Genomic DNA, 26783 nt, shown 5'->3' with positions numbered 1-26783 from the left:
GGCCGCCATGCCCGCAGCCCTGCCCGCCCGCCCGGAGTACCGGCCATGAACCGCCTGCGGGTCATCATCCTCGGCGTCTTTGCGGCCCTGCTGGCCGCCATCGTGCCCATTGCCGCCATGGTCTATGCCACCTGGCACAGCGCCGTGGACGTGGAGCAGGAGCGCCTGCATGGCATCGCCGAACGCACCCTGCGGCGGGCCGACCTGTCCTACCAGGAAGCGCTGGCCGCGCTGAAATCCGCCGAAGCCAGTGCGATGGCCCCGTGCAGCAGCGAGCACATCCGGCGCATGCAGACCCTGGTGATGACCACCCCGTCCATCGACCAGATGGGCTATTTCGAAGGCGGCCGGCTGCGCTGCACCTCGTGGGGCGCCTTCGAAGGCACTGTGGAACATCCGCGCGCCGACCATGTGACCAGCGATGGCGCCGGCATCGCCGTGGACATCCGCCCGGCCGCCACAGGGGGGCGTAAGGTGCTGGCCGTGCTGTACGGTTCCTACGATGTGCTGGTGGACCCGCGGCACTTCGTCGGCATCATCGCCGACCCGGATGTGCGCCTGGCCCTGGCCAGCCCGGATGGGCGCCTGCTGAGCCGCCAGAGCGGCATTGACCAGACCCTGCTGCTGAAACTGCTGCGCGACCCGGGCGAAGGCCTGGACGACGACACCCTGTATGCCAGCGCGCGCAGCGAACAATGGCTGGCCATCGCCACCGCCCCGCGCACCGCCCTGGCGGCCACCTTCCGCCAGCAGGCCTGGCTGTTCGTGCCGGTGGGCCTGCTGCTGGCCGCCCTGGGCGTGGGCCTGGTGGTATGGCTGTCACAGCGGCGCCTGTCCATGCGCGGCGAACTGGCCACCGCCATCCGCCGCCGCGAACTGTACCTGCACTACCAGCCCATCATCGAACTGGATACCGGCATCTGCGTGGGCGCCGAAGCACTGGTGCGCTGGCAGCACCCCGACGGCACCCAGGTGCGCCCGGACATCTTCATTCCGCTGGCCGAGGAACACGGCCTGATCCAGGCGCTGACCGATGTGGTGATCGAAAACGTGGTGAAGGACATGCGCGAGTTGCTGGTGTCCGACCGCAGCGCGCACATCGCCATCAACCTGGCACCGGATGACATCAGCAGTGGCCGTGCACTGAAGGTAGTGTCCGCACGCATGGCCGGCAGCGGCATCCTGCCGCAGCAGATCTGGCTGGAAGCCACCGAACGCGGCTTCCTGGATATCGACCGTGCCCGCACCATGATGGCCGCCGCACGCCGGGCTGGCCACAGCATCGCCATCGATGATTTCGGCGTGGGCTATTCCAGCCTGCAGTACCTGGAGCAGCTGCCCCTGGATGCGCTGAAGATCGACAAGTCCTTCATCGATGCGATCGGCACCGAAAGCGCCACCACGCCGGTCACCCCGCACATCATCGAAATGGCCCGCGAACTGGGCCTGTGGGTGGTGGCCGAAGGCGTGGAAACCGAGGCACAGCTGGCCTACCTGCACAGCCAGCACGTGCAGTTCGGCCAAGGTTGGCTGTTCTCGCGGCCGTTGCCACGCGATGAATTCGTGGCCTTCCACCATCGGCGCCAGCAGCAGTACGGTGCCGCGCGCGAGCACATGCAGAACCCGCGCAGCGTGCCGATCGAGCGCGAATTCTCCGATACCTGACCGTCAGCCCCAGGCCCGCGGCCTGGCCAGCAGCCAGGCCCCGCACACCAGCAGCAGGCCCAGCGGCAGCCACGCCAGCTGCTGCGCACCGCCGGTCTGCAGCAGCAAGCCGCCGGCCACGCCACCGGCGGCAATGGCCAGGTTCCAGCCGGTCACCAGCATCGACTGGGCAAGATCGGCGGCGGCACCGGCGCGGCGCGCCAGCGCGGTCTGGAACAACGCCGGTACCGCGCCGAACGCCAGCCCCCACAACGCCGTTGCCAGCAGCAGCACCTGCGGCCTGCCCGGCCACAGCAGCAGGGCCAACGCGGCGGCGGCAAAGCCCAGCACCGCCGCCCAGACCAGGGCGCGCAGATGCTGGTCCACGCCCCACGCAGCCACCGCAATGCCGGCTATGGCCGATACGCCGAACACCAGCAGCAGGCGGTCCAGCCAGGCGCCGGCGTGGGCCAGCAGGGCCAGCGGCTCGATGTAGGTGTACAGCACGTTGTGCGCCAGCACGTACAGCGCCATCACCAGCAGGGTGCTGCGCACGCCGGGCAGGCGCCAGACCGTCGCCAACGGCGTGCGTTTGCCGCTGCCTGCGGCCGGCAGGTCCGGCAGCGCCCAGCGCGCATAGCCCAGCAGGGCCACGGCCAGCACACTCATCAGCGCGAACACCCAGCGCCAGCCGATCTGCTGCCCCAGCAACGTGCCCGCGGGCACGCCCAGCGACAGCGCCAGCGGCGAGCCCACCATGGCCACGGCGATGGCCCGGCCCTGCAGCGACGGCACCACCATGCGCGCGGCATAGCCGGCCACCAGCGACCACAGCAGGCCCGCGCACACACCGGCCAGGAAGCGCGCGACCAGAATCAGCGGGTAGCTGCTGCTGAGCGCGGTCAGTGTGTTCACCAGCACGAACCCGGCAATGGCCGCCAGCAGCAGCGGGCGCCGCGGCAGCCGCTGGGTCAGCGCGGTCATCGGCAGGGCCGCCAGCAGCGACCCCAGCGCGTACACGCTTACCAACTGGCCGGCCGCCGCATCGCTCACGCCCAGGCTGGTTCCAATCGGGCGCAGCACACCGGCCGGCAGGGTTTCGGTCAACAGGGTGATGAAGCCGCCGCCGGCCAGGGCCAGCAGGGGCGGCCACGGCAGGCGTGTGGCCGCGCCTGCGGGCAAGGCGTCTGCCGCTGCATGGCCGCTCATCGCGCACCGTCCAGGTCGGCGTAGATCGCATCGCGCAGCGCATCCACGAACGGCCCGTGCATGCCGGCATACAGCGTGTTGGTCAGCGCCACCACGCTCAGGCCCCGCTGCGGATCGACAAACCAACTGTGGCCGTAAGCACCGCCCCAGCGCCAGGTGCCCATGGCCTGCGGCGTAGCGGCGGCAGCGGGGTCAAACAACACCGCCGCGCCCAGACCGAAGCCCCACCCCGCCGGATCGGGAGGGCCGGCACGGCCGACCTGCAGGCCGACCATCTGCGCGGCCAGCTCCTGCGCCAGCAGTTGCGAGTGATCGACATCGCGCAGCGCTTCCAGCACCGCCATCAGATCGTCGGCGCTGCCCACCAGGCCCGCCCCGGCCGAAGGAAAACGCGCGGCATCGGTGGCGCGCGCCGGGCTGTAGGCAATGCCCACCGTATCGGCGTAGACCGGCACCGTCTCGCCCTCACCCAGCCGGTGCGGCTGCGGCAGGTCGTCCACATAGGGCACCGCCAGGCGTTGCCCTTCAGCGGTGGAAAAGCCGGTATCGCGCAGCCCCAGCGGCCGCGCCAGATGCTGCTCGAACAGGGCTTGCAGGCGCTGCCCGGTGGCGGCCTCGGCCACGGCACCGGCCACGTCCACGCCCAGCGAATACAGCCAGTGCGTACCGGGGGCGAACTGCAGCGGCACCTGGCCAATGCGCCGCACGTTCTCGGCCAGGGTGATCGGGCTGGTATCCATGCCATCGCTCACCCCCGCCCGCGCATAAGGCCCCTGCGCGTCGGCTTCCAGGAAGCGGTAGCCCAGTCCGCTGCTGTGGCTAAGCAGCTGGCGCAGGCTGATGTCCGGCGTTTCACCGCTCGCCAATGCCGGGCGGAACTGCGGCAGCCAGCGCTGCACCGGCACATCCAGATCCAGCACGCCCTGCTGCACCAGGCGCAGCACCACCACGGTCAGCAGCAGCTTGCTCACCGACGCCAAGCGAAACAGCTGGTCGCGCTGCATGGGCAGGCCCTGTTCCCGGTCGGCCAACCCGCTGGCGCTGGCGTGGCGCCACGCACCGTGCTGGCGCACCAGCACCACCGCCCCCACGATCTGGCCGGGGTGGGCCTGCTGCAGCACGCGCTGCACGGAAGGAAGCACCGGGTCCGGCGCCAACGTGGGGAGTGCATTCATCACGGCGATCCTTGGGAGGGAGGGCCGCCACGTTAGAGCCCGCCACCCGCGGGAAAAACCCACGTCGCGCTCCCTACATCGTGGACTGCCCGGTCCGCAATCGGCACCATGGGCGGACCCACACTACCGCCATACCCCCGGAACGCCCGCCATGTCCGTGCTCGACAACCTGGCCAACCTGCAGACCTTCATCCATGCCGCTGAAACCCGCAGCTTCGTGGAAACCGGCCGCCTGCAGGGCATTTCGGCATCGGCCGCAGGCAAATGCGTGGCCCGGCTGGAACACGCACTGGGCGTGCGCCTGTTCCATCGCAGCACGCGCAGCATCACCCTCACCGCCGAAGGCCAGTTGTTCCTGGCACGCTGCCGGCGGATCCTGCACGAACGCGATGCCGCCCGTACCGAACTGGCCCAGCAGAGCGCCTCGCCCAGCGGCACCCTGCGCATCAGCCTGCCGCTGGTCGGCGACCTGACTCTGCCGCTGCTGGCCGACTTCATGGCCGCCTACCCGGATATCCGCCTGGAACTGGATTTCAGCGACCGCCTGGTGGATGTGATCGAAGAAGGCTTCGATGCGGTGCTGCGCGTGGGCGAGCCCAGCGATTCACGCATGAACGCACGGCGCCTGGGCATATTCCCGCGCCGCGTGGTGGCCTCGCCGGCGTATCTGCAGCGCCACGGTGTACCGCGTACGCCCGCGGACATGCTGCAGCACCGCCTGCTGCACTATCGCTTTCCCAGCACCGGCAAGCTGGAAGCGTGGCCGGTGCAGTGGCCTGACGGCGAAGTCGCGCAGGAACTGCCGGTCAACATGGTGGCCAACACCATTGAAGCGCGCGTGGCCATGGCACTGCGCGATGGCGGGCTGGCCTTCGTGCCCGTGCACTCCGTGCGGCATGCGCTGGCCGACGGTCGCCTGGTCACCGTGCTCGACGAGCACGTGCATTCCTGCGGCATCTTCCACCTGCTGTGGCCGTCCGGCCGCCACGTACTGCCCAAGCTGCGCGCCTTCATCGACTTCGTCAGCGCCCGCCTGGAAACCGTACCGTAACCCCCTTCCTGTAGAGTCGAGCCATGCTCGACTGCTCCGCTCGACTGCTCTGCGCAAAGCAGTCGAGCATGGCTCGACTCTACAACCCGCGCGCCCTGCGGGCGCTATAATCTCCAATCATTCCCCCCAGAGGCTCGCGACCAATGCGCCAGTAATGCCGCCGTCTGCAAACCGGACGGCCTGACTCTTCCCGCCCCTGCGCGCAGGGGAGACATGGCATTGCTTGGAGGTCGCATGACTTCGCATTCCCTCACGCTTGATCGCGTGTCGTATCGGTTGGCCGATGGCCGTCCGTTGTTTTCCGATCTGTCCTTTTCCTTCGAACCGCTGGCCACCGGGCTGGTGGGCGGCAATGGCGTGGGCAAGAGCGTGCTGGCGCGCCTGCTCGCCGGCCAGCTGCCGCCCGACAGCGGCCAGATACGCAGCAGTGGGCGGGTGTTCCTGCTGCCCACGCCCGGCTACCCGCCACGTGGCACCGTGGGCGAACTGGCAGGCGTCGGAGAAGTGCTGGCCGCCCTGGCCCGTATCGAGGCCGGCAGCATCGATGAGCAGGACTTCGCCTGCGTAGGCGACCGCTGGGACCTGCGCGAACGCCTGCAGCAGCAGTGGCAGTCCATGGGCCTGCCCGATGATCTGCACGTCGGCCAGCCGGCCGCGCGGCTCAGTGGCGGCCAGACCATGCGCGTCGCACTGTCCGGTGCGTGGGCCAGCGGCGCCGACTGGCTGATCCTGGACGAGCCCAGCAACCATCTGGACGCCCAGCATCGCCGCCAGCTGCAGGCGCAGCTGCAGCAGTGGCGTGGCGGCCTGCTGGTCATCAGCCATGACCGCGATCTGCTGGGCCACATGCAGCAGATCGTGGAACTGGATGCGCAGGGTCTGCACCGCTACAGCGGACCGTGGCAGCACTATGCCCAGGCGCGTGCCGCCGAGCGCGAAGCGGCGGCCGCGGCGCTGGACCATGCCCGCGCGCAGCATCGCCAGCAACAGCGCAGCGCACGCGAACAGCACGAACGCCAACAGCAGCGCCAGGCCCGCGGCGCACGCGATGCCAGGCAGGCCAACCAGGCCCCCATCCTGCTGGGCGGGCAGAAGCAACGTGCCGAAGCCAGCCTGGGCCGCGCGCGGCAGATCCAGGAGGCGCGCCTGCAGGCCAGCGCCGACCAGCTGCGCACGGCAGCGGCAGGCGTGCAGGCGACGCCCGAACTGGCCCTGTTTGCCGGTGCCGGCGAACGTGGCAGCGCGCGTCTGCTGCAGACGCAGGATCTCGTACTACCGCACGGCTGCACGGCGCCGCTGCAGCTGTCGCTGCGTCGCGGCGAGCGCATCGCCGTGGTGGGCGACAACGGCACCGGTAAATCCACCTTGCTACGGGTGCTGGCAGGACAGCTGCCAGCGCGCAGCGGCCAGGTGCAGCGCCACGCGCCGCTCGCGCTGCTGGACCAGCAGCTGCTGGGGCTGGCCGGTGATCGCAGCATCCTGCAGACCGTGCAGGCCGCCAACGCCGGTGCGGACCCGGCAGAGCTGCGCACGCGTCTGGCCCTGCTGGGCCTGGATGCACAGCGCATCCAGCGCCCGGCCAGCAGCCTGAGCGATGGCGAGCGGGTGAAGGGTGCCCTGGCCAGCGTGCTGTACGCCGATCCCGCACCGCAGGTCCTGCTGCTGGACGAACCCGGCAACGCACTGGACCTGGCCGCGCTGGACGCATTGGAATCGCTGCTTGCCGCATGGCCAGGCGCGTTGATGATGGTCAGCCACGACGCACATCTGCTGCAGGCACTGCGGCCCACGCAGATACTGCAGGTAAGCGCCGATAGTTGGCAGTGGCACGACCCACAGACGGGGTCGTAGATGGGGTCAGATCCCTTTTGCAGCGCAAAAGGGCTCTGACCCCACCGACGCCACCGTCATCCACGCATGGCGTGGATCTACTCCCGCGTGGATGCTGTTGCTTCAACGCTTCCACACCGGAAACGCCTGCGGCAACTGCTGCCACAGCAACGGCCCGGCGCGCAGTTCCTGGTCGTTCAACAGGCAGGCATCCAAGGTGGCGCGCACGGCGCGTTCGTCCATGTGCACGCCAATCACCACCAGCTCCTGCCGCCGGTCACCCCAGAGCGGATGCCACAACCGCGCCATGGCCGCATGCTCAGCATCATCCGCAAACGCCTCCACGCCCGGCAGCGGCGCGCTCCAGCAATCGGCCTGCTGCCGCGCCCAGCCCAGGTCGCTGTACGGCAGCGGCGTGGGCGGCAGCAGCGGCGTGGTGTCTTCGTCACCGGCACGCACACGTTCGCGTGCCGCATACCAGAACCCGGCCGCCTGGGTACGGGTAGCCGCGCCCACGCTGCTCAGTTCGCCCACCCAGTCCATGCGGTTGGCCAGCCAGAACCAGCCCTTGCTGCGGATCACCCCCGGCATGCCCTGCTGCAGCGCGCGTGCGAAGCGGCCCGGGTGGAACGGCCGGCGCGAGCGGTAGACGAAGCTGCCGATGCCGTATTCCTCGGTTTCCGGCGTGTGCTCGCCACGCAGCTCCTTCACCCAGCCGGGTGCCTGCTGCGCACGCTCGAAATCGAAGCGGCCGGTATCCAGCAGCTCGGTCAACGGCACATCGCCGAAGCGCGACAGCAGCAGCTTCGCCTCGCGATTCAATCCACGCAGCACGGCCAGCGTGTCCTGCAGCACGTCATCGTCGGTCTGGTCCACCTTGCTGACCACGATCACATCGGCAAATTCCACCTGCTCGCACAGCAGGTCCACCACGCCGCGGTCATCGTCCGGCCCGGCCTGCTGGCCTCGCTCGGCCAGGCGCAGGGTGGAACCGAAGTCGGCCAGGAAGGCGCTGCCATCCACCACGGTCACCATCGTGTCCAGGCGCGCGATGTCGCCCAGGCTGAAGCCGTGTTCATCGCGCACGGCGAAGGTGGCCGCCACCGGCATGGGCTCACCGATGCCGGTCGATTCGATCAACAGGTAGTCATAGCGACCACTGTCGGCCAGGCGCCGCACTTCCTGCAGCAGGTCGTCGCGCAGGGTGCAGCAGATGCAGCCGTTGCTGAATTCCACCAGCGTTTCTTCAGTACGGCGCAGCGCGGCGCCACCGTCGCGCACCAGCTGCGCATCGATGTTGACCTCGCTCATGTCGTTCACGATCACCGCCACCCGCAGGCCTTCGCGGTTGCGCAGGATCTGGTTGAGCAAGGTGGTCTTGCCAGCGCCCAGGAAGCCGGACAGGACGGTGACCGGCAAGCGGCGGTCGGCGCGGGAAACAGGGTTCATGCGGGGCGGGAGGCTGCGGATGGAAATGTTACTGTATAACATTTCTAGAGCCATCCACAGTGCCGCCTCCGGGCATGGCCCGGCGCTACTTGCCGTAGCGGCGCAGCAGTTCCACCAGCACCTCGGCCTCGGCGGCGCGCTGCTGCGGGTCTTCAGCGGCCACCACGTGTTCCTGCAGGTGCTCGTGCAGCAGTTCCATCAGCAGGCCGTGGGCGGCGCCGCGCACGGCGGCCACCTGCACCAGCACGCCGGCGCAATCGCCGGGCTCTCCCTCGGGTCGATCCAGGGCCTGTTCCAACGCCGCCACCTGGCCGCCAATACGGCGCACGCGGGCCAGCAACTGTTTTCGATGTTTGTGTACATGTGCCATGCGCGAATCATATACCCTACGGGGGTATCCATGAAGACCCCACCGCCATGCAACTGGACGCCCTCGCCGCCGCACGCCGCCACGACCATCGCTTCGACGACGGCAACCCACTGGCTGAACGCAACACCCGCCGCGCCCTGTGGCTGACCGTCGGCATGATGCTGGTGGAAATCGTCGGCGGCTGGTGGCTCAACTCCATGGCCGTGCTGGCCGATGGCTGGCATATGAGTTCACATGCGCTGGCGTTGGGCCTGTCGGTGTTCGCGTACCGCTGTGCGCGCCGCTATGCCCATGACCCGCGCTTCGCCTTCGGCACCTGGAAGATCGAGATCCTGGCCGGCTACACCAGTGCCATCGCCCTGCTGGGTGTAGCCGCCCTGATGGCGGTGCAATCGCTGCAGCGCCTGTGGGTACCGGCGCCCATTCACTACGACGAAGCCATTGCCATCGCCGCCGTGGGGCTGGGCGTGAACCTGCTGTGCGCGTGGTGGCTGCATGACAGCCCGGGCCATGCCCACCATCACCATGGTCACGGCCACGAACATGCGCACCACCACGATCACGGTCACAGCCACGATCACGCTCATGGCCACGCGCACGGGCACGACCTGAACCTGCGCTCGGCCTACATCCACGTGCTGGCCGACGCGGCCACCTCGGTACTGGCCATCGTCGCCCTGCTGGGCGGCAAGCTGTGGGGCGTGGCGTGGCTGGACCCGGTGATGGGCCTGGTGGGCGCAGTGCTGGTGACCGTGTGGGCCATCGGCCTGCTGCGGGACAGTGGACGCATCCTGCTGGATGCGCAGATGGATGCACCGGTGGTGGCGGAAGTGCGCGAAGTCATCGAACAGGGGCCGTGGCAGGCGCGCTTGGCCGACCTGCATGTCTGGCAGGTGGGGCGAGGCAAGTACGCGGTGGCCGCCAGTGTGGTCACCCACCATGCAGCCCTGGACGCCGACACCCTGCGCGCGGCCTTGGGCGTGCACGAGGAGCTGGTACACATCACGCTGGAAATCCACCGCACCGCGTAACGCACTTCCCTGCCCTCGTAGAGTCGAGCTTGCTCGACTGCTTCCCTGCCTTCGTAGAGTCGAGCTTGCTCGACTGCTTCCCTGCCTTCGTAGAGTCGAGCTTGCTCGACTGCTTCCGTGCAAGGCAGTCGAGCAAGCTCGACTCTACGAAAAAGCTGAGGCGAGTGAGCCTAGAGCTTCAGCATCATCCGCAACAGATACACCGCCAGCGGCAACGCGCTCAGCGCTGCGCCGCCAATCCCCAGCCACGCATGGCGCTCACCGCGCACCCTCGCGGCCACGGCAAACCCGCCGCCCACCAGCACCGATGCCAGCACGGCCACCGCCAGCCCCGCCACCGGCGCGCTCGCGCCGAACGCCCATGCCGCCAGCCAACCCGCGCCCCAGCCGGCAACCAGCCCCAGCCAGCTCGCCAGCCCACACCACGGTGCCCTGCCCTGTGCCATCGCCGCTCCCTCGTTCTTGCCGATTATCTGCACGGGCCGCGCCCGGCTGCTGCCTACACTAGCCGCACCTGCCCTGTGGGGACATCCCATGCGCGCGCTCTGCCTGCTGCTGCCCGGTGCCCTGTTGCTCGCCGCCTGCAGTGGCGACACCCACCTGCCGTTCTCCAGCGATCCCCTGCTGGGCTGCTTCGCAACCAGCAGCCGCCGCGCCGCCGAGTTCCGCATCGACAAGGAGGGCGGCCAGTACTTCGTCTCCTTCGAGCGCAATGGCAGCTGGCAGCGTGAACCGAACGCACTGCACAAGGCCAGCCGCAGCGACATCGGCAAGTACTTCCCCGACGATGCCCAGCAGATCGACAGTGCCCTGATCCGCAGCGCCGGCGGTTTTGGCCTGTTCCACGCAAAGGACGGCGCCACGCTGAAAGCCAAGGCCCGCGACAGCGACTACATGGCCCTGCTGCTGATCGGCGCCGGGCCCGTGTATCCGGTGAAGTGTGAGTAATCTGCAAGGTTTCTGATGGCGCCGCTGCGCAACCCGCCCCAGGCTGAAGCTTTGCCGGGGGACCCCCATGCTGCTCAGTCCTCTGCTCGCCGCCACAACGCCTGCCACGCAGGGCGCCTTCGATCAGATACTCACCACTGCCGAAGGTGAAACGCTGGTACTGCGCACGATCGATTGGCCGATCGACGGGGACGCGAGCGAGCGCGTGACCGTGCACTGGGTGCTGGAGGAGGATGGCCGAATGCGCTACGAACTCGACCGCCAGCCAGACGCCACCCGCGCAGCGCACCAGCGCGCCTGTGCGAGAAACGGCATGGTGGTCGGCGACGGAACGTCCTGGTTGGGCGGTGAGGCGGCCACCCACGGCTTCTCCTGCACGTCGGTCCGTACGTGGCCCGCCACGCAACCACGCTAGCGCCAGCGTGGGCGGGTGCCCGCCCGCCACGCACTCACGGCCGGTCAGGTACCATGCCCTCCCCCACCTGCCCCCGGTACCGCCCGTGCCCCATTACTCCGGCCCCCTGCTCACCCGCGACAGCGCGCAGGCGCTGCAGCGCGCGCACGACAAGGGCGCAGGCGACTGGCAGGGCTCACTGGACCTGGGCCGCAGCGAGGAAACCGTCACTCTGGATGCAGAGGGCTTCCAGTTCCGCGGCCAGCACTACCCCTGGCCGGGCAAACTGAAGGACCGCACCCTGTACTACTGGGATGGCGAGGACTTCGCGCCCATTTCCCGCTACAGCGGTTCGCTCATCAAGCTGGTGCCCACCGAATGGGGCGCGCCGACCTTCGAGATCGACGGCATCAAGATGCTGCCGACCTCCAAGCTGTCGCCGTTCGAAGATGCGCGGCGCAAGGTGGAACTGGTGGCGCCGGCCGGCAAGGTCATCCTGGATACCTGCGGCGGGCTGGGCTACTTCGCCGCCTGTGCGCTGGAAGCCGGTGTCGGCCAGATCCGTTCGTTCGAAAAGAACGCCGACGTGATGTGGCTGCGCACGCTGAACCCGTGGTCGCCCGACCCGGAATCGGCCGCCGCAGGCGGGCGCCTGCAGTTCAGCCATGGCGACGTCTCGCAGCAGATCGAACAGGTGGCCAGCAACAGCGTCGATGCCATCCTGCACGATCCGCCGCGCTTCGGTATTGCCGGCGAACTGTATTCGCAGGTGTTCTACGACCACCTGGCCCGCGTCATCCGCAAGGGCGGCCGGCTGTTCCATTACACCGGCGCGCCGAACAAGCTCACCAGCGGCCGCGATGTGCCGCGTGAAGTGGCCAAGCGCCTGGAAAAGGCCGGCTTCAAGGCCGAGCTGGCGCTGGATGGCGTGCTGGCCGTGCGCCGCTGACGCTCACTCGTAATTCACCTTCGCCAACTGCTTCACCCACTGCGGCACCACCGGTTCACCGGCGAAGAAGTCCTTGGGCTTGTTCTCGGCCATGGCCCAGCGGTGCAGCCAGCTGGGGCCGTAGCGGCCGTTGTAGCCTTCGGCACCGCGCGCGTAGGCCGGGTCCTGCAGCGCCTCCTGCAGCGACACGAAGCGATAGCCCCGCCGCTGGGTGGCGGCCACCAGCTCGGCGAAGGTCGCCGCATTGAGTTCGTTGGCATGCATCAGCCATACCTGCGGCAACGCGTAGCCCAGCAGCGCCTGCGATTGCCGTTCGTAGTAATCCACCTTGTTCAACATGTACGGCACGTAGCCCCGTCGCAGGCGCTGCAGCAGCGCCTCGCGCGCCGGTGAATCGGCCTGCTCGTTCATCACGTTGGCATAGGCGAACGCCCAGACCCATTCGCCGTTGTCCACGGTCACCGGCGCCACGCGGTAGCCATGCTGCTGGAAAAATACGTCCATCTGCGCCCGCTCTTCAGCGGTTCGCCCTGCGCGCAGGTAGGGGTGGCGCATCCACTGCGGCACCTGGCCGCGCTCGGCCAGCAGCGGCCGCAGCGTCTGCTCGCCGCGCAGGAAGTCCTGCTGGAAGGCCGCCACGCCCTTGGCATTCAGATCCATGTGCGAATAGGTGTGGTTGCCCAGTTCGTAACCGGCATCGCGCCAGTCGCGCAGCATCTGCACGCGCTGCGGCTGCACCTGGCCAGCCACTTCCAGCTTGTTCTCATTCACGAAGCCCACCACCGGCACGTTGGCCTGGTGAAGCTGCGCCATTAATGCGGCATGCCGCTGCTGCAGATCGGCCGGCACGATCTCATCCACCCGCGCCCATGGCAGATCATCGATGGTGACCGCAATGCGGCGGTCCACCTCGGCGGCGTGGGCCACCAGCGAAAGCAGCAACAACGGTACGGCACGCAGCAACGAACGCATCCATCCATCCTTGTTCGGGCAGGAACCGCCACTCTACCTGCGCGCGCCCCGCCACAACCACAGCCCCAGCACCACGCCCACCAGCAGCACGGCGGCCAACACCATCGCCAACTGCCCCGGGTTGTGCAGCAGCGCGGCACTGCGCCCCAGGAACAGATCGAAGGCCAGCTGCGGGGTCTGTGCCACCGGCACCGACGGATCACTGGAATCCAGCGCGCAGACCACCGGCGCAAGCTGCTTCACGCTGGCCCACGCACGCTCCTGCCGGAACAGGGTCCACGCGGCCAGGCTCAGCGCGCCGGCCTGCAGCAGCACATAGGTGGTGGCCATTCGCCACACGTGGCTCGTGGCGCCGCGCAGCGCCGACAGCCCCACCCACAGCGCAGACAGCAGGGCCAGCAGCACCCCGGCGATCGGCAACCAGCGCAGCTCTTGCCAGAGCTGCAGCGCCTGCGCGCGTTCCAGCATCGCCATCATCACTGCCGTACGCGCGGCCAGATCGGGATGGGCACAGGCGCCGGCGGCAGGCTCCAGCACGTACTGCACGCGCAGATGCAGGCCGGCCTCGGCCAGGGCCAGCGCCAGCAGGGCCAGCACCGGCAGGACGAACAGCCCGGCGCCTCGCCCGGTTGTCAGTGCCGAGGGCTTCATCCGGCGATGTACTTCGGTGGTACGTGGTCGGTCAGCCACACGCCATTGGCCGAACGGTAGAAGCGATGACCCTCTGCATGCATGCGGCCGGCATCCACGCTGAGGATGACGGGCGCGCCACGGCGCGAACCCACCTGCTGCGCGGTCTGTCGGTCCAGCGACAGGTGTACGTGCTGGCGCTCGCCCGGCCGCAGCCCCTGCGTGGCGATGGCTTCCAGGAAGCGCGGCACGGTGCCGTGGTACAGCCACGGCGGCGGTTCCAGCGGCTGCAACCCCAGGTCCACCGCAATCGAATGCCCCTGACTGGCGCGGATGCGCAGGCCATCGTCACTGAGCGCGAAACGCTGTTTGTCGTTGGTCTGCACCAGCCGCTGCAGGTCCGCGCGATCGAGCGCATGCCCGTGCTCGGCAATCCGCTGCAGCAGATCGGCAATGTCGGCCCAGCCGTGCGCATCGAGCTGCAGGCCAATCTTCTGCGGCTCGTGCCGCAATACCAGGCTCAGGAACTTGCTGGCCCGGATCAGAGAAACGTCCTTGTCCATGTGCATAGCGTGCCGCAGCCGGCCACACGATGCCAACCCCGACCTTGGCAGGGCGTCATGTCACGAGCGACGCCGAAGGCTGCCGCCACAGCCAGATGCCCACAGCCAACGACGCCAGCAGCTGACCGATCAGCACGATGGCCATCACATCCGGAGCATGCGGTGGCATCACCCGCGCGGCGTCGAACACCTGGAAGGTCCAGCCCATCGATGCCGCAAGCGAGGCGTCCTCGCGCACCAATGCGTCGGTCATGCAGGCCGCGGGCAGCAGCGTGATATAGGCCTGCCAGACCCGGTCGAAGGCGTGCAGCATCGTACCGCCCAGGGCAAGCGCGCCAACCTGCAGCGCCACCAGGCGGCCGGCGCTGACGCGGCACGCCGGGCTGCTGCGCCGCCACTGTTCCACCGAAGCCGCCAATGCGCCCGCCAATGCCAGCAGCAGCGTGGTGGCCGGCACCCAGGCCAGCGGGTCCCAGTCATCCAGCGCGTTGGCCCGGGCCAGCAGATGTTCGGCCACGCGCATGCGCTCGTAGGCATCGTCGCCCCCGCAGGCCGGTGACAGCGGCTCCAGCAGCAATGAAACGCGAAGATGGAAGTAGCCCACCTCCAGCCCCACCGCCAGAACCGAAACGCACTGGAAAACCAACAGCATCAAACCGGGCCCGAAAACACGGCCGAAGAAAGCGGTCATCGGCCACCTGCGTGGTTGCTTCGAAGAAGGCGAATCCTAGCCAAGCCCATCGCCTCTGTCGGCTGGCAAATGCGACATCGGCGCGGATCTCCGCCATCATGTGCATCCTGCACAGGAGGGATGCCGATGCTGGGGTTGTATCTGTTCGTTCGCTTGGTGGGCCCGCTGCTGCTGGGTGGCCTGGTCGCGCTGCTTGCGTCGCGCTGGATCAACGCGCGCCTGGCCAAGCGCCCTGCGCAGCAGATTGCGCTGCCTGCCGAGAGTCTGCTGGACAGCCCAGCTGCAAAGCGCCGTTACCGCCGCATGCGTCGGCGCAGGCCGAACCTGACACACTTCCAGGTGCCGCCGCAGGCACCGCGACACTGGCTCTGGATCACCGTGGCCGTGGTGATTCTTGCGGCGTTTGGCGCGGCTGCGCTGACACCGGAGGGCGCACGCTTCCAAGTCATGGTGGAAAGTGCCGTGGGTTACCCGTCCACGGTGATCGACGTTGCCATCGACGAAGCGCAACAGGATGCGCTGCTGCAGGCCTGGACCCCTGTGCTGATGCAGGCGGTGCGACCGGTCAGCATGCGCTACCAGCGCGGCCGCTACGGACCACCGTTTGATTCCCATGCGGTGATTGCCGTGCAGGTACGCCGCCACGGCAACCGCCTGCAGATTGCCACGGGCCAGCCGGTACAGGCCGAGCGCCTGCGTGCAGCGCTGGCCACCCTTACCCCCGCTGCCGCGCCGACCGTGCAGATTTCAGAGCGCACGGTGGCGCCATCGTGGGAAATCGGCTGGCGGGCCTGGGGGCCGCGCCTGGCGCAGTAGACGGACTCAGGCCACAGCTCGCTTCGGGGCAGCTCTGGCGTTCTTCAGCGCCTGCTCCGCATTGGCGGCACCACGCAGCATGAGGAAGATCCAGAAGCAGCCGCCGCCCACTGCCAGCAGTATCAGCGCAAGCACCCAGCCATCCGGACCACCCCAATAGAAGAACAAGACCCCGGCTGTGACCGCGGCCGGATAGGCCAGCAGCCAGGCGATGGCTTCGGCAATACGCCAGCCTCTGTGATTGCGGAAGCGCAGTTTCCACTGCAGATCGCCGATGGAATGGCCGGTAAAGAACTGCCAGTACAGCACAAGATCATTCAACCGCCGGGTGGAATCGGTCACTGCCAGACACTGGCGCACCAGATCGGCCGGCGGTGACCGCTCGCTGTAGCGAAGATTGACGTAGGACTCCAGCCAGTAATCATCGCCGGCCCGCTTTGGGTCCCACAGCTCAACGCAATCTTTCCGGTTCCGGCGGCCGTCCACCTTCAGGGCATAGATCGCTTTCGCGGCACCCGCAACCAGCACAAGAACAGCAATTACTTTCGCGGAAACTCCCGCGTTTGCCAGCACGCTTGCATCCATCGTCATCGTCCATAGGGCCAGGCCCATGATGATGACGCGGCATCCGCGCGCATGACAGCGTGCATTGCGTCATGCCATTTCGAAGAAGCCCCTCAACCGCGTGGAAGCTTGGCCGCCCACATGTTGTCCACCAGGTTCGGATAGCGGCGGCCGTTCTCTTCGGCCCGCTGCCGCGCGGCGTCTTTCTGCGCCTGCGACAGCGGTTGCGTCTTCTGCCCCTTCGGGTTGGGCTTCTTCCAGGGCGGGGTGCGGGGGCTGGCCATGGCGGCAGTATGCCTGTGGCGTCCTACTTCTTCAGGAAGTTCAGCAGGGCCAGGTTGAAGTCATCGGTATGGCTGGTGTTGCAGCCGTGCGGTGCATTCTTCAGCACAACCAGCTCGCTGCCCTCGATGGCCTTGTGCGCGCGCGCCCCTGAGCCTTCCAGCGGCACCGTCGCATCGCTGTCACCGTGCAGCACCAGGGTGGGCACACTCACCTTGTCCAGGTCCGCGCGGAAGTCGGTGGTGGCGAACGCCTGCATGCAGCCCAGCGCCGCCCGCGGGTCGGACTGGTGGCACAGGGCGATGGCCGCCTGGCGGGTCTCTTCGGTCACCATCAACTGCCCGTTGGCGCTGAAGAAATCGCGGGTGAAGCCCTCGAAGAACGTCTCCCGGTTGGCCTGCAGCCCTTCGCGCATCGCATCGGCGTTTTCCTGGCTGAGCGGACCGTTCGGGTTGTCGTCGGTCTTCAGCAGATAAGGCGGCACCGCCGCGGCGAATACCACGCTGTGCAGGCGATCCTGGCCATGGTTGGCAATGTAGCGCGCCACCTCGCCGCCCCCCATGGAAAACCCGACCAGGGTGACGTCCCGCAGATCACGCGCGTCGATGATCGACGCAAGGTCGGCGGCCAGCGTGTCGTAGTCGAAGCCTTCGGCGGGCTTCTCCGAGCGGCCAAAACCGCGCCGGTCGTAGCTGATCACCCGGTAGCCTGCATCGCGCAGCACCGGCACCTGCGCCTTCCAGGCTTCGGCTGACAGCGGCCAGCCATGGATCAGGATGACCGGGCGGCCGGTACCGCCGGTGTCTTCAACGTGCAGGCGAATGGAAGGGGCAGTCATGGCAGCTCCCGTGGGGAAGGAGGCACCTACCCTAGGCAGGCCCACCGATAGCCGCCGTGAGGGAATCGGCCGCGGCCGTGACACCGCGTGCACGGCCCAGCCCTGGCCATCATGCCTGCGGGCGCTTCATGCGGTCATAGACATCATCGGCCTGCACATCCACGTGGTCGACCCGGGTCACCTTGAAGTTCAGGTAAGTGCGCTGGTCCTTGCGCGAGGTATCCAGCGTGGGCGTACCGAAGATGAACACCACGCAGGCCTCGCCGCTGGCGGCAAAGCGCTGCAGACGCTTGATGTGCAGCGCGCCCATCTTCGAAGCATTCAGCGCGCTGTTCCAGACCATCGCCGTGGGCGCCTGCGGCGGGTCCAGCACCTGCTCACCCAGCGTATCGACGCGCGTCATGAAGCGGATGCGGTAGCCGTCGGGCGTCTGCGCGATCTTCGCCTTGCCCCAGTACACGCGCGCCTGTCCGGACAGACGGGCCCGGCGCGGCGAGAAATTCTCGAACATGTCGCGGTAGCTCAGCGCCGATGTCGCGCCCGCAGTCAGCGTCTGGGTATCGTCCGTACCGTCCCGGCGTGCCTTCAACCAGCGCGATACCAGCGAGGCCACCGAATAGAAATCGGTGCGACGGCTGCGCAGGCCCGCCGCATCACCGCCACCGCCGCGCGTGCTGCCACTGCCGCCCCCTGCGGCGGGCGCCGCATCACGCACGGTGAAGTAGTCGGCCGGCCGCTCGAACAGGAACCGATCCGGCGGCGGCGCGCCCGCTGCATGGGTCTGGCCCTCGCCTGCAGCGCTTGCCTGCTGCGCTTCGCGCTCGGACGCATACGGACAGCCTTCGGCGTGCGCCGGCCCTTTGTGGAGCACACGGTAATGCGGCTGCACCTGCAGGTTCAGCGCGTCGGTTTCCAGGTTGACGCAGGTATAGCGCGCCGGGCAGCCCTCCTGCGGGCAGGCGAAGGCCCGCCGGTCGTTGATCACCCCCGCCCAGTACAGCTCATAGGCGCGCTCGGCATTGATCACATCGTTGAATTGCTCGCTGTACGCCAGTTCCGTTGCCATCGCCTTCCTGTCCGCTCCGTCAGCGCTGGTGATAGCACTGCACCGCCACGCGCCCAGCGTACCGGGTTTGCATGAACTCGTCCGACAAGCCGGGCACCACTTCCACCGCACCCGGCTCAGCCCTGCGGGCGGGCCACCCGGGTCAGCATCCAGCAGCCATAGCGGCGCGCGAAGGTGTACTGCTCGGCCTGTCCATCGTCGCCCAGGCGTACCTGCTGCCCACCGTCGGCCAGCGGGATGATGGCCGGGGTGGCACGCAGCGTGGCGCCCCGCAGGCGACGCAGCCGCGCCGGCCCCGCTTCCCGGTGCACTTCGGTAGCCACCGGGCCGCCCTCGCTGGCCACGCCATAGGCGGGGGTCTCGTATTCCAGCGGATCGGTGGTGTAGCGCATGCGCACCCGGTCGTCGGCCGGATCGGTGAAGTGGCGCAGGAACTGCGCGAAGTCCTGTGCCGGACAACTGGGGTCATCGCCCTCGGCCGGCATCGACTGCGCATGCCCCGAACCGGCCAGTGCGAGCATCCCCATGCCCAGCAGCCAGCGCCTGAATGTGTGCACGTCCATCGTGCCGTTCTCCCCGAAGCATCCTGGTAAACCTGCGCGCGCCATCCCCTGCGCCGCAGGCACACAGGCTAGCAATAAATCGGTTACCCACGCAGCCACCGGCGTTCTACACTGCCCGTCCAGATCCAAATGCGGCCGCACGGAGCACCCCATGACCCCCGACCACCCCGATTACATCCTTCACCAGCAGATCCGTCAGGGCGTGGCCGCGCTGGACGAAAAGCATGGCCGCAGCTTCGACACCACCAGTGAAAACCTGACCGCCAGCCTGACCGTGAAGGCCCGCGAACAGGGCCTGGAGCGCGCCGACCACGTTGTGGTGAGCAATGCCACGGCCCAGCACCCGGCCGGACACAACATCTTCGTGGTGCAGGGCGACCCGGCCAACCCGGCCCATCTGCGCGCCATGCTGCCCACCGCCGAAGCGGCCCAGGTGCCAGCCGAGCAATCGCTGCAGAAGCTGGGCATTGCCCCGCAGCAGCCGGCCGTGGGGCTGCAGCCGGAACAACAGGCGCGCGAGCAGGAGCAGCAGCAGAACCCGGGGCAGCGATTGGGCTGAGGCGTTGTTTACCCGGTGGCCGGAACGAGTTCCAGATTTTCGAACACCATCGGGCTACCTGGCATGGGCGAACCAGGGGCAGTTGCGCCCACGCTGCGCTACACCATGCGCGGCCCGGCCTGTTCCTGCACCTGGCGCTGCTGCAGCTCGTCCTGCGAGCGTGTCTGCGCGGCTTGCGACAGCTCCTGGGCTCGCTCGAACGACGTTTCCGCGGGCGTCTGCGCGGCTACCGCGGTTGCCATGCTCGCGCGCAGATGCGCGGGGTCACCCGGTTCGCCTTGGACGATGAAGATGTTCTGCGCGGCATCGGCTTGCGCCGTGCGGTTGCTCAACAGCACATGATCGACGTGGGTCAGGCCATTGGCCTTGGCCAGGGCGTACAAGCTGGCGCTGATGTTCTCGCTCGTGGCGTCGAACGTGCGGCCGTTCTGTGCGTCCAGCGCGGCTACGCCTTGATTGATCTGCGCCAGCATAGGATCGTTGCGATGGCTGACATCCGCGCCTGCAGCTGCCAGCGCGCGCTCGGGTGACAGCGTTGGCGCGTCGTTCTCAGAAAAGATCTTCTCGCGCCAGTTCTGCGTGGGCATCTCGTTGAAATGCTCCTTGTTCAGATCGCTGTCCGGGAACGGCGGTTTGATCATCTGGATGGGTTTGACGTTGTAAATCGGCTTGATGTCACCTTCGAAATCAATAACGCCAAGAACCTTGGAATCATGGATTCCCGCGTGCTTCAGAGAGGCCCAGACGAAGTCGGTGCAGCTGTTGGTGAACGTTTCGTACTTCATGGAGAATCCGTACTTCTCCGGGTTCTTCGCAAACTCCTGGATCCGGTCGAACTGATCTTTGCTGATCTCCATGGTCCTGGAGTAGTAGGGATCCTTGTAGTTGACAACGTCGCTATTGACGATGGTCCCTGGCACCGTTACGTCGTACCACGGGCGCTCGTAGCCCTCGGGTGCGCCGCCTGGCTGAAATCCATGGCTAAATCGCTTCAAGCCCGCGCCTACCTCCAGGTACACGTGCCCAGAAAGCGAAGGATGCTTACTGTTCTCCAGCGGTGTTCCCGGGGCTGCTACGTAGAGGGTCAATGTGTGCCGATCGTCCTTGTCCATTACTTTGATCTCCCCATGTAGGCAACATACAGTTCAGCGTTCAAGTCTTTCAGCTCTGGCCGGTCTTCGAGCAAATCAATCGAAAGTCTGTACTGGCCCGGCGTTGCGTCGGGAACGAATGCAAGACCCAGCGATGCGTAATGTAGAGCCGGGGAAACAAGCCCAGCGTCCTGCAAAGGCCAGGGCGCGGGACTGAGCACAATGGTTTGAGGCACCAGCCCCTCTGGGTCCAACTGCACGACCCGACGCGCGCTAACGTCATAGCGCTTCAACGGCACTCTGACGTCCGTCGCGCTCCCCTTTCGGAACAGCTGTACTTTCGCCATCAAATCGTAGCCGTTGAGCAACCAACGCGCCTTTTCGGCAGACTCCTCATCTCCAGCAACCCGCAGACCGATCAGTACCGCCGGAGCCAGATCTGCTCCAGCAGGCGGCAGCTCAAACTCCAGATCCACAATCTGCCCCGCCTTGTCCAACGCAATCGCGCGGGTCAGCGGAACCACCGTGCGCGCAGCGGCTTCCTCTGCGGTCAGAACTTTCGGCGGGGGCGGTGGTGGCTGGGCAGCGCAGCCAAGCAGCATGAGCAGGGCTATGGCCAGTGCGACGGTGCGCAGGGGCGGCACGGGGGCGATGTGCATCACGGCGTCCATGGGTCAGGTCGGCATTCCATCGGGGCCGTGCCAGCGTGTGGCCAGGCCGATGGCCGAATCTTCGCACAGGCTTGTGAACACGCCTGTAGGGCAAATCTGAAAGGTGACCGGGGCCACGGTTTACCGGTGGTCCGGAAAGGAAAAAGGCAGGGTCTGCACCCTGCCTTTTCTGCGGAAAGCCGCCAGGCATGGCCTGGCGCTACTGTGCTACAGCTGGATGCGGGCGACGCTTTCTTCGCTGCCCTTGGCATCCTTTTCGCCATTCTTGATGCTGACGTACAGCACGTTGTTCTTCGCATCCAGCGCCAGGCTGTTCGGGTGCGTGGGCACGTCGTACGTGGCGACCTTCTGGTAGCTGTTGCTGTCGAAGGCGGTGACCGTGCCGCCATCGCGGTTGGTCACGTACAGGCGCTTGCGCGGTGCATCCAGCAGGATGCCCAGCGGGCCGGCATCGGTGGGGATGCTGGCCAGTTCCTTGCCGGTGCTGCGGTCAAGCACCAGCACGCGCTGGCCCGGGTGCTTGCTGGTGAAGCCCTCGCTGCTCTTGGTCATGTAGTTGCGGATCATCTCCGAACCCTGGTCGGTCACGAACAGGCGCTTGCCGTCCGGGTCCACCGCGATGTTCATCGGCTGCTCGGCGGCGATCTTGTGCTCGGCCACCACCTTCTTCGAATCGGTGCCCACCACCACCAGATCGGCCAGCAGGTTGCTGGTGTACACGCGCTTGTTGGCTGCATCCAGCGCCAGGCCCGGGGCCTTGGCCTTGCCCAGGCCCGGAATGGTGTCGATCAGCTTCAGCGTGGTGGTGTCCACCACGAACAGCACGCTGCCTTCGCCGGAATGACCGGTGACGTACAGGCGGTTGGCCGCGCTGTCGACCACCAGCTCACGCAGGTCGTGGGTGTAGCCGGCCTTGCCGTCCTTGCCCACCTTCTTTTCCATCAGCTGCACGGTGCCGATGGCCTTGTTCTGCGCGGTGTCGACCACGGTCACCGAGGTATCCACGGTGTTGCCCACGTACAGGCGGTTGTGGGCGTCATCCAGCACCACACCGAAGGCCTTGCGCTCCAGCGGAATGCGGGTCTGCACGGCCAGCGTGGTCGGGTCCAGGCGCAGCACCTGCGACGGGCCGGCGTTATCGCCGAAGCCACCGGACGAAGCCACGAACACGGCCTTCTGGCTGGGGCTGTAGGCCAGCTCGTACAGGCCCTGGGCAACGGCCTGGCGCTGCACGGCGGTGGTGGTGCGGGTGGCGGCGGCGGCGTTATCGGCGAAGGCCGACGGCGCGCCCACGCTGAGCGAGATGGCCACGGCCAGTGCGGCCGAGCGGAAAAGCGACAAACGGTTCATGCGAGCATCCTTGAAAGGGCACGGGAGGGTGTCCTGGCTCGCTGGGCCGTACTGCGACGGCCCGCCCCGCATCTGTCTGCGCAGGGTGGGCTGGCTGGGTTAGCAGGCCAATGGTAGCAGGTGGGGCCGGGGCATGGGCCGCGCGCGGCGGGGCGGCGGCCTCAGGCCATGCGCGGGCCTTGCGACTGCTGCAGCTGCGGGTCCTCCTGCAAGCGCTGTGCGTCGCGCTGCGGCTGGGCCTGGGCAAGCTGTTCGACGCGCTCGAACGAAGCCGCCACCGGGGTCTGCGCCGCCACATCCGCCGGCAGGCTGGCACGCAGGTGCGCCGGATCGGCGCGATCGCCCTGCACGATGAACAGGTTGGGCGCTGCATCGCCGCGGCGCTCGCCGAGCAGCACGTCGTCCACGTGGGCGAACTGCTGCTCCTTGGAAAGTGCAAGAAGGCTGGCGCTGACGTTGGCGCTGTCGGCGCCGAAGGCATTCATCGCAACGACACGCTCGTGGATCTGATTCAGGCGAGGGTTGTCGGCGTGGCTGGGATCTGCGGGCGTACCGGTCCACGCCAAGGCACCCGCACGGGCGGGATCATTGGCATCGGTGGACCACCGCTGTATCGCGTTGGTCTGCTCGGGCATCGGCTTCCATTCTTCCCGGTCCAGCTCACTGCCTTTCACCTGCGGCCGGATGCTCTGCACCGGCCCGATGTTGTCCAACACCTTCAACGTACCTTCGTACGTCTTGAATTCCCCGAAGATGGTGTTGCCGTGAATTCCCGCGTGGTTCAAGGCACCCCAGGCGAAATCCACGCAGGAGTTGGACGCGAGGTTGTAGTTCTTTACGTCGAAGCCATGCTTGGCGGGATCCTTCGCGAACTCGACGATCTTCTCGTACTGCGCCTGCGTAATCTCGATCGTGCGTTGATAGCGAGGGTTCTCATACGCACGAAGGTCGTAATCGACAACCTTCCCGAGATCACTGTTACCGGGAATCGGCGTTCGGGTATACCCGAAGCTCTGCTGCGGCTCGTCGGAGCCAACGCGATCAATCGACAGGAACATGTGCCCGACATCGGAGGCGCCAACCTGCTTCCGCTCATTGTTCTCCAACGCCACCAAGGGCGTACCCGGTGCGGCCAGGTGAACGGTCAGGGTGATTCGTTCAGAAGAGTCGTTCTTCATGTTTACTTCCCACGTTGTTGGTAGCCAACCATCACATCAATCTGGAGTCCTTCCAGATCAGGACGATCCTCAAGCAGATCAATCCGCAGGCGATATCGGCCTCGCTCTCCTAGCCCCGCGCTGGCCCACTGCAGTTCGCCATAGCTCAGCTGCTGGGAGTACAGCCCCGCTTCGGCCAAGGTGCTCACTGCAACATCCGCGCCCCATAGCCGCTCACCCACAATGTCCGTTGCCAGCTGCACCTCGCTGCGACCGTCATCGGAAACTCTCCACAACGGAACGGGCTTGGGCGAAGGAATATCCAGCCGTTCCAGTGCTACGCGCGCCTTGAGCCCGTCGCGCTGGATGGCGGCGGTTACTGCGTGCGCCTCTGCCGGCTCCTTACCCTCGCTTCTGAGTCCGATGATCAACGTTGGGGTGGCGGACCGATCGGGCTCCGCTGCATCGAACGTCACATCCACGATCCGCCCTGCTTTATCCAACCGCACGCCGCGGGTGAACGGCACCACGGTGCGGGCGTCGGCCTCGGCGCGGGTGAGCAGCTTCGGCGCTTCCGGTGACGAACCACCGCCGCAGCCCACCAGCAAGGCAAGCGCCGCAGACGCAACAACTGCACGCACCGCCCGCATCACTGCTCCTTCAACCGCAGCGAATCAGCCACGTCGGTCTGCGCCGCCACTTCGGTGGCAATGCTGGCGCGGCGGTGCCCAGGGTCGTTGCGGTCGCCCTGCACGATGAAGATGCTGCCGGCGGCGGGGCTGTCCTGGGTGGGGCGACTGAGCAGCACGTGGTCCACGCGTGACAGGTTGTTCTGCTTGGCCAGCACCAGCAGGCTGGCGCTGATGCGCTGGCTGGTGTCATCGAAGGTGCGCCCGTGCGCGGCATCCAGCTCGGCCACTTTCTGGATCAGCTGTGCGAACAACCGATGGTCCGGGTGCGAGGGGTCCAGCAGCGTGCCGGCCACTTCAATGGGCGTGGGCGGCGGCTGATCGTCGGGCCGTACCCCCTGGCGGTGCAGTTCGGCCTCGCGCTCGGGCATCGGGTGGTGATGCTCGGCGTTCAGATCGCTGTCCGGGAACGGTGCGGCAATGCACTGGATTTCCGGCAGGTTGAACAGCACGGCGAATTCGCCCAGGTCGCTGCCACCATCCAGCGGCGCGGGCAGCGGGTGCAGGCGCGCGTAGTTCAGCGCGGCCCAGACGAAATCGCTGCAGCGGTTGATGGTGGCGGGCCGGTCCACGTCGAATTCGAACTCGGCCGGTTCCTCGGCAAAATCGCGCAGGCAGCCGTAATGCTCCTCGGTGATTTCCAGCGTGCGGCTGTAGTACGGGTCCACGTGCTCGTCGGCATCGTCGTGGCGCACCTGTGCGTACTGCACGCCGCTGGCGGTCTCGCCCGGTGGCAGGCGCGGTGGCGCGAAGCCGTAGCTGTGGGCCTCGTCACCGGCGGCCACCTGCAGGAACATCTGCCCGCGCGGCGAGCTGCCGCCGCTCTTCAGCGGGGTGCCCGGCGCGGCCAGGAATACGGTGACGGTATAGCGTGTTGCCTGCTCCATGCCTGCTTTGCCTTGTTGGGTACTGCGGTCCTGGCCGGATGATCGCACAGGTGGGTGGAGCGGCAGGTGGAGGTGGGGGTGGTGACGCGATTGGCTTGCTGAATGTGTGAACCAGCGAACACTGAGGCACGAGAAACACGTCCAGACCATCGTGCGCCAAGCGCCAGCAACTACCAGCGGCCTTGCCCTGGGCAGTGGAAAAGGATGCCGCCACCGAGCAGCTGCGTCCCTCATCCTTCCAAAACCGCTTGGAGCGTGACAGGCGTCGTGGCGCACGCTGCAGACGCTGCCATATAGTGCTGCGTACACCGCAAGGAACGGCTGCATGAACCTGCCACCGCCGGGCCGCTGGTTGGCCCTGGCCATCGCCTTGGCAAGCAGCACAGCCTGCAGCAAGGCTCCCTCCAAGGAACCGGAGCACCGGGAGACCCCCATGACCAGTACCGCACAGTCCCACACCGTGGACGGCTACACCTACACCACCGCCCCCGTGGAAGCCGCGCTGGGCCCGCACCGCTACGCCTTCCCCGCCAACCTGTACGACGACCAGATAGGTCCGGCGGTGGGCGGCGGCGTCGGCCTCACCCTGCTGTGGCCCGACCTGCAGGCGGCACCGCCGGGCACGCGCGCCTCGCGCAGCATGTCCGACCACCACCGCGCCGTCAGCCTGTCGCTGGACTACATCGACGCAGTGCCCATCACCGAGCTGCTGCCACGCAAAACCAGCACCGAAGCGACCACCGAGGACGGCTCGATCAACCGTGACGACCCGCGCCGTCGGCTTGACCTGCGCACCGCCGGCACGCCGCATTTCGGGCTCACCCCGTACGCCATCGATGAAACCCGCATGGCGCAGTTTTCCCAGGCCTATGCCGCACAGCGCGGCGCGCCGCCAGTGCGCTCGCCCGAAACCGACCAGGAGTGGTACATCGCCCGCGACGCACAGGGCGCGCTGGCAACCTTCATCACCTGCAACCCGCCGCAGGATGGGAACGAGGGCCTGACCGTGCAGGGCACCACGCTGGTGGATGACCCCGATGTGCCGGTGGCCACCTGCCTGCATACCTTCATCGACCCGCAGGATGGGTTGTCGGTGCGCGCGATCTATCCGCGCGTGCTGCTCAAGGACTGGAAGGCCGTCGAAGACGCCACGCGCGCCCTGCTGGCCCGCTACAAGCTGCGGTAACCGACCACGGTTCAGGAGGAACGGCAGCCATCCGTGGGGCGGCGAGGGCAGCGCATGCGCCCTGCACGGCCGACCCGATCAGTCCGGCAGCAGTTCGATCCGCCACTGCTCAAGCAACGTCTGGCTATCCTCGCCTGCATCTCAAGAATCTCCCGAAC

General features: G+C 67.3%; 30 protein-coding genes. 10 read left to right on the top strand and 20 right to left on the bottom strand.

All coding sequences use genetic code 11. The annotated features are described in order from the left end of the window. Positions 1-45: 45 nt before the first annotated feature. Positions 46-1665: an EAL domain-containing protein gene (locus tag G4G00_RS00365; protein ID WP_108752025.1), complete on the top strand. Its 1620-nt coding sequence runs from the start codon at positions 46-48 to the stop codon at positions 1663-1665. Between the two features lie 3 nt (positions 1666-1668). On the opposite strand, the gene G4G00_RS00360 is transcribed toward G4G00_RS00365, so the two are convergent. Both G4G00_RS00360 and G4G00_RS00355 read right to left on the bottom strand, forming a co-directional pair. Continuing rightward, a complete protein-coding gene (locus G4G00_RS00360) occupies positions 1669-2853 on the bottom strand; it encodes an MFS transporter (protein WP_164270637.1) in 1185 nt (394 codons plus the stop codon). Further along, on the bottom strand, positions 2850-4028 hold the full coding sequence (locus G4G00_RS00355; RefSeq protein ID WP_164270635.1) for a serine hydrolase domain-containing protein: 1179 nt from the start codon (positions 4026-4028) through the stop codon (positions 2850-2852). Before G4G00_RS00355 ends, G4G00_RS00360 begins: the two co-directional genes overlap by 4 nt. Before the next feature lie 151 nt (positions 4029-4179). Between G4G00_RS00355 and G4G00_RS00350 the strand changes: the two genes are divergently transcribed. Together G4G00_RS00350 and G4G00_RS00345 are read left to right on the top strand one after the other, a co-directional pair. Continuing rightward, positions 4180-5079, top strand: coding sequence for a LysR family transcriptional regulator (locus G4G00_RS00350; protein ID WP_108752022.1), 900 nt, complete (start codon positions 4180-4182; stop codon positions 5077-5079). 234 nt (positions 5080-5313) lie between these two features. Further along, on the top strand, positions 5314-6930 hold the full coding sequence (locus G4G00_RS00345) for an ATP-binding cassette domain-containing protein (protein WP_164270632.1): 1617 nt from the start codon (positions 5314-5316) through the stop codon (positions 6928-6930). Positions 6931-7032: 102 nt separating this feature from the next. Here G4G00_RS00345 and G4G00_RS00340 read toward each other — a convergent pair whose 3' ends face one another. Beyond that, the gene (locus tag G4G00_RS00340; RefSeq protein ID WP_164270630.1) at positions 7033-8358 is read right to left on the bottom strand and encodes a GTP-binding protein; all 1326 of its coding nucleotides are present in this window, start codon (positions 8356-8358) and stop codon (positions 7033-7035) included. A gap of 85 nt (positions 8359-8443) precedes the next feature. Then, entirely contained in the window at positions 8444-8728 is a 285-nt protein-coding gene (locus tag G4G00_RS00335; protein ID WP_164270628.1) for a metal/formaldehyde-sensitive transcriptional repressor, read from the bottom strand. A gap of 47 nt (positions 8729-8775) precedes the next feature. On the opposite strand from G4G00_RS00335, the gene dmeF reads away from it, so the two are divergent. Then, entirely contained in the window at positions 8776-9759 is a 984-nt protein-coding gene (gene dmeF, locus G4G00_RS00330; protein WP_164270626.1) for a CDF family Co(II)/Ni(II) efflux transporter DmeF, read from the top strand. A 170-nt stretch (positions 9760-9929) separates the two neighbouring features. Here dmeF and G4G00_RS00325 read toward each other — a convergent pair whose 3' ends face one another. Next, positions 9930-10205, bottom strand: coding sequence for a hypothetical protein (locus tag G4G00_RS00325; protein ID WP_108771000.1), 276 nt, complete (start codon positions 10203-10205; stop codon positions 9930-9932). A gap of 88 nt (positions 10206-10293) precedes the next feature. On the opposite strand from G4G00_RS00325, the gene G4G00_RS00320 reads away from it, so the two are divergent. From G4G00_RS00320 to G4G00_RS00310, 3 genes are all read left to right on the top strand, one after another. Further along, positions 10294-10707, top strand: a complete 414-nt coding sequence (locus G4G00_RS00320) for a hypothetical protein (RefSeq protein WP_164270624.1) — start codon at positions 10294-10296, stop codon at positions 10705-10707. A gap of 67 nt (positions 10708-10774) precedes the next feature. Further along, positions 10775-11122, top strand: a complete 348-nt coding sequence (locus G4G00_RS00315; RefSeq protein WP_164270622.1) for a hypothetical protein — start codon at positions 10775-10777, stop codon at positions 11120-11122. Between the two features lie 85 nt (positions 11123-11207). Continuing rightward, on the top strand, positions 11208-12050 hold the full coding sequence (locus tag G4G00_RS00310) for an MnmC family methyltransferase (protein WP_164270620.1): 843 nt from the start codon (positions 11208-11210) through the stop codon (positions 12048-12050). 3 nt (positions 12051-12053) lie between these two features. On the opposite strand, the gene G4G00_RS00305 is transcribed toward G4G00_RS00310, so the two are convergent. The 4 genes from G4G00_RS00305 to G4G00_RS00290 are packed head-to-tail and all read right to left on the bottom strand — an operon-like array spanning position 12054 to position 14867. Then, positions 12054-13022, bottom strand: coding sequence for a polysaccharide deacetylase family protein (locus G4G00_RS00305; protein ID WP_164270618.1), 969 nt, complete (start codon positions 13020-13022; stop codon positions 12054-12056). Positions 13023-13055: 33 nt separating this feature from the next. After that, positions 13056-13673, bottom strand: coding sequence for a hypothetical protein (locus tag G4G00_RS00300; protein WP_164270607.1), 618 nt, complete (start codon positions 13671-13673; stop codon positions 13056-13058). Then, positions 13670-14215, bottom strand: coding sequence for an RNA 2'-phosphotransferase (locus G4G00_RS00295; RefSeq protein ID WP_108752012.1), 546 nt, complete (start codon positions 14213-14215; stop codon positions 13670-13672). Before G4G00_RS00295 ends, G4G00_RS00300 begins: the two co-directional genes overlap by 4 nt. A gap of 55 nt (positions 14216-14270) precedes the next feature. Further along, complete coding sequence (locus tag G4G00_RS00290) at positions 14271-14867, bottom strand: hypothetical protein (protein ID WP_164270605.1); 597 nt, start codon at positions 14865-14867, stop codon at positions 14271-14273. A gap of 165 nt (positions 14868-15032) precedes the next feature. Between G4G00_RS00290 and G4G00_RS00285 the strand changes: the two genes are divergently transcribed. Next, positions 15033-15722: a hypothetical protein gene (locus G4G00_RS00285; RefSeq protein ID WP_164270603.1), complete on the top strand. Its 690-nt coding sequence runs from the start codon at positions 15033-15035 to the stop codon at positions 15720-15722. Positions 15723-15728: 6 nt separating this feature from the next. On the opposite strand, the gene G4G00_RS00280 is transcribed toward G4G00_RS00285, so the two are convergent. The 5 genes from G4G00_RS00280 to G4G00_RS00265 all read right to left on the bottom strand — a co-directional run bounded on the left by G4G00_RS00280 (position 15729) and on the right by G4G00_RS00265 (position 19035). Next, positions 15729-16307 (bottom strand): hypothetical protein, encoded by a 579-nt coding sequence (locus G4G00_RS00280; RefSeq protein WP_159093935.1) that lies wholly within the window; start codon positions 16305-16307, stop codon positions 15729-15731. 92 nt (positions 16308-16399) lie between these two features. Beyond that, a complete protein-coding gene (locus G4G00_RS21790; protein WP_205515507.1) occupies positions 16400-16570 on the bottom strand; it encodes a hypothetical protein in 171 nt (56 codons plus the stop codon). A 23-nt stretch (positions 16571-16593) separates the two neighbouring features. Continuing rightward, positions 16594-17406: an alpha/beta hydrolase gene (locus G4G00_RS00275; RefSeq protein ID WP_164270601.1), complete on the bottom strand. Its 813-nt coding sequence runs from the start codon at positions 17404-17406 to the stop codon at positions 16594-16596. 109 nt (positions 17407-17515) lie between these two features. Further along, positions 17516-18472, bottom strand: a complete 957-nt coding sequence (locus G4G00_RS00270; protein WP_164270599.1) for a hypothetical protein — start codon at positions 18470-18472, stop codon at positions 17516-17518. A gap of 116 nt (positions 18473-18588) precedes the next feature. Beyond that, the gene (locus G4G00_RS00265; protein WP_164270597.1) at positions 18589-19035 is read right to left on the bottom strand and encodes a hypothetical protein; all 447 of its coding nucleotides are present in this window, start codon (positions 19033-19035) and stop codon (positions 18589-18591) included. 151 nt (positions 19036-19186) lie between these two features. Between G4G00_RS00265 and G4G00_RS00260 the strand changes: the two genes are divergently transcribed. Next, positions 19187-19594 (top strand): XVIPCD domain-containing protein, encoded by a 408-nt coding sequence (locus G4G00_RS00260; RefSeq protein ID WP_164270595.1) that lies wholly within the window; start codon positions 19187-19189, stop codon positions 19592-19594. 98 nt (positions 19595-19692) lie between these two features. Here G4G00_RS00260 and G4G00_RS00255 read toward each other — a convergent pair whose 3' ends face one another. The 6 genes from G4G00_RS00255 to G4G00_RS00230 all read right to left on the bottom strand — a co-directional run bounded on the left by G4G00_RS00255 (position 19693) and on the right by G4G00_RS00230 (position 25439). Then, on the bottom strand, positions 19693-20706 hold the full coding sequence (locus G4G00_RS00255) for an XVIPCD domain-containing protein (RefSeq protein ID WP_164270593.1): 1014 nt from the start codon (positions 20704-20706) through the stop codon (positions 19693-19695). Continuing rightward, complete coding sequence (locus G4G00_RS00250; RefSeq protein ID WP_164270591.1) at positions 20706-21344, bottom strand: hypothetical protein; 639 nt, start codon at positions 21342-21344, stop codon at positions 20706-20708. Before G4G00_RS00250 ends, G4G00_RS00255 begins: the two co-directional genes overlap by 1 nt. A gap of 219 nt (positions 21345-21563) precedes the next feature. Then, complete coding sequence (locus G4G00_RS00245; RefSeq protein WP_164270589.1) at positions 21564-22706, bottom strand: YncE family protein; 1143 nt, start codon at positions 22704-22706, stop codon at positions 21564-21566. A gap of 161 nt (positions 22707-22867) precedes the next feature. After that, positions 22868-23884: an XVIPCD domain-containing protein gene (locus G4G00_RS00240; protein ID WP_164270587.1), complete on the bottom strand. Its 1017-nt coding sequence runs from the start codon at positions 23882-23884 to the stop codon at positions 22868-22870. Positions 23885-23886: 2 nt separating this feature from the next. Further along, entirely contained in the window at positions 23887-24513 is a 627-nt protein-coding gene (locus tag G4G00_RS00235; protein WP_164270586.1) for a hypothetical protein, read from the bottom strand. Continuing rightward, complete coding sequence (locus tag G4G00_RS00230; RefSeq protein ID WP_108751999.1) at positions 24513-25439, bottom strand: XVIPCD domain-containing protein; 927 nt, start codon at positions 25437-25439, stop codon at positions 24513-24515. Before G4G00_RS00230 ends, G4G00_RS00235 begins: the two co-directional genes overlap by 1 nt. 433 nt (positions 25440-25872) lie before the next feature. On the opposite strand from G4G00_RS00230, the gene G4G00_RS00225 reads away from it, so the two are divergent. After that, positions 25873-26625, top strand: a complete 753-nt coding sequence (locus G4G00_RS00225) for a hypothetical protein (protein ID WP_234414622.1) — start codon at positions 25873-25875, stop codon at positions 26623-26625. Positions 26626-26783: the final 158 nt, after the last annotated feature.

The sequence above is a fragment of the Stenotrophomonas sp. B1-1 genome (genome assembly GCF_010894375.1).
In the GTDB taxonomy this organism is placed as follows: Bacteria; Pseudomonadota; Gammaproteobacteria; order Xanthomonadales; family Xanthomonadaceae; genus Stenotrophomonas.
Note: the sequence above shows the minus strand (reverse complement) of the source record. Positions and strands in the feature narration are given on the sequence as shown.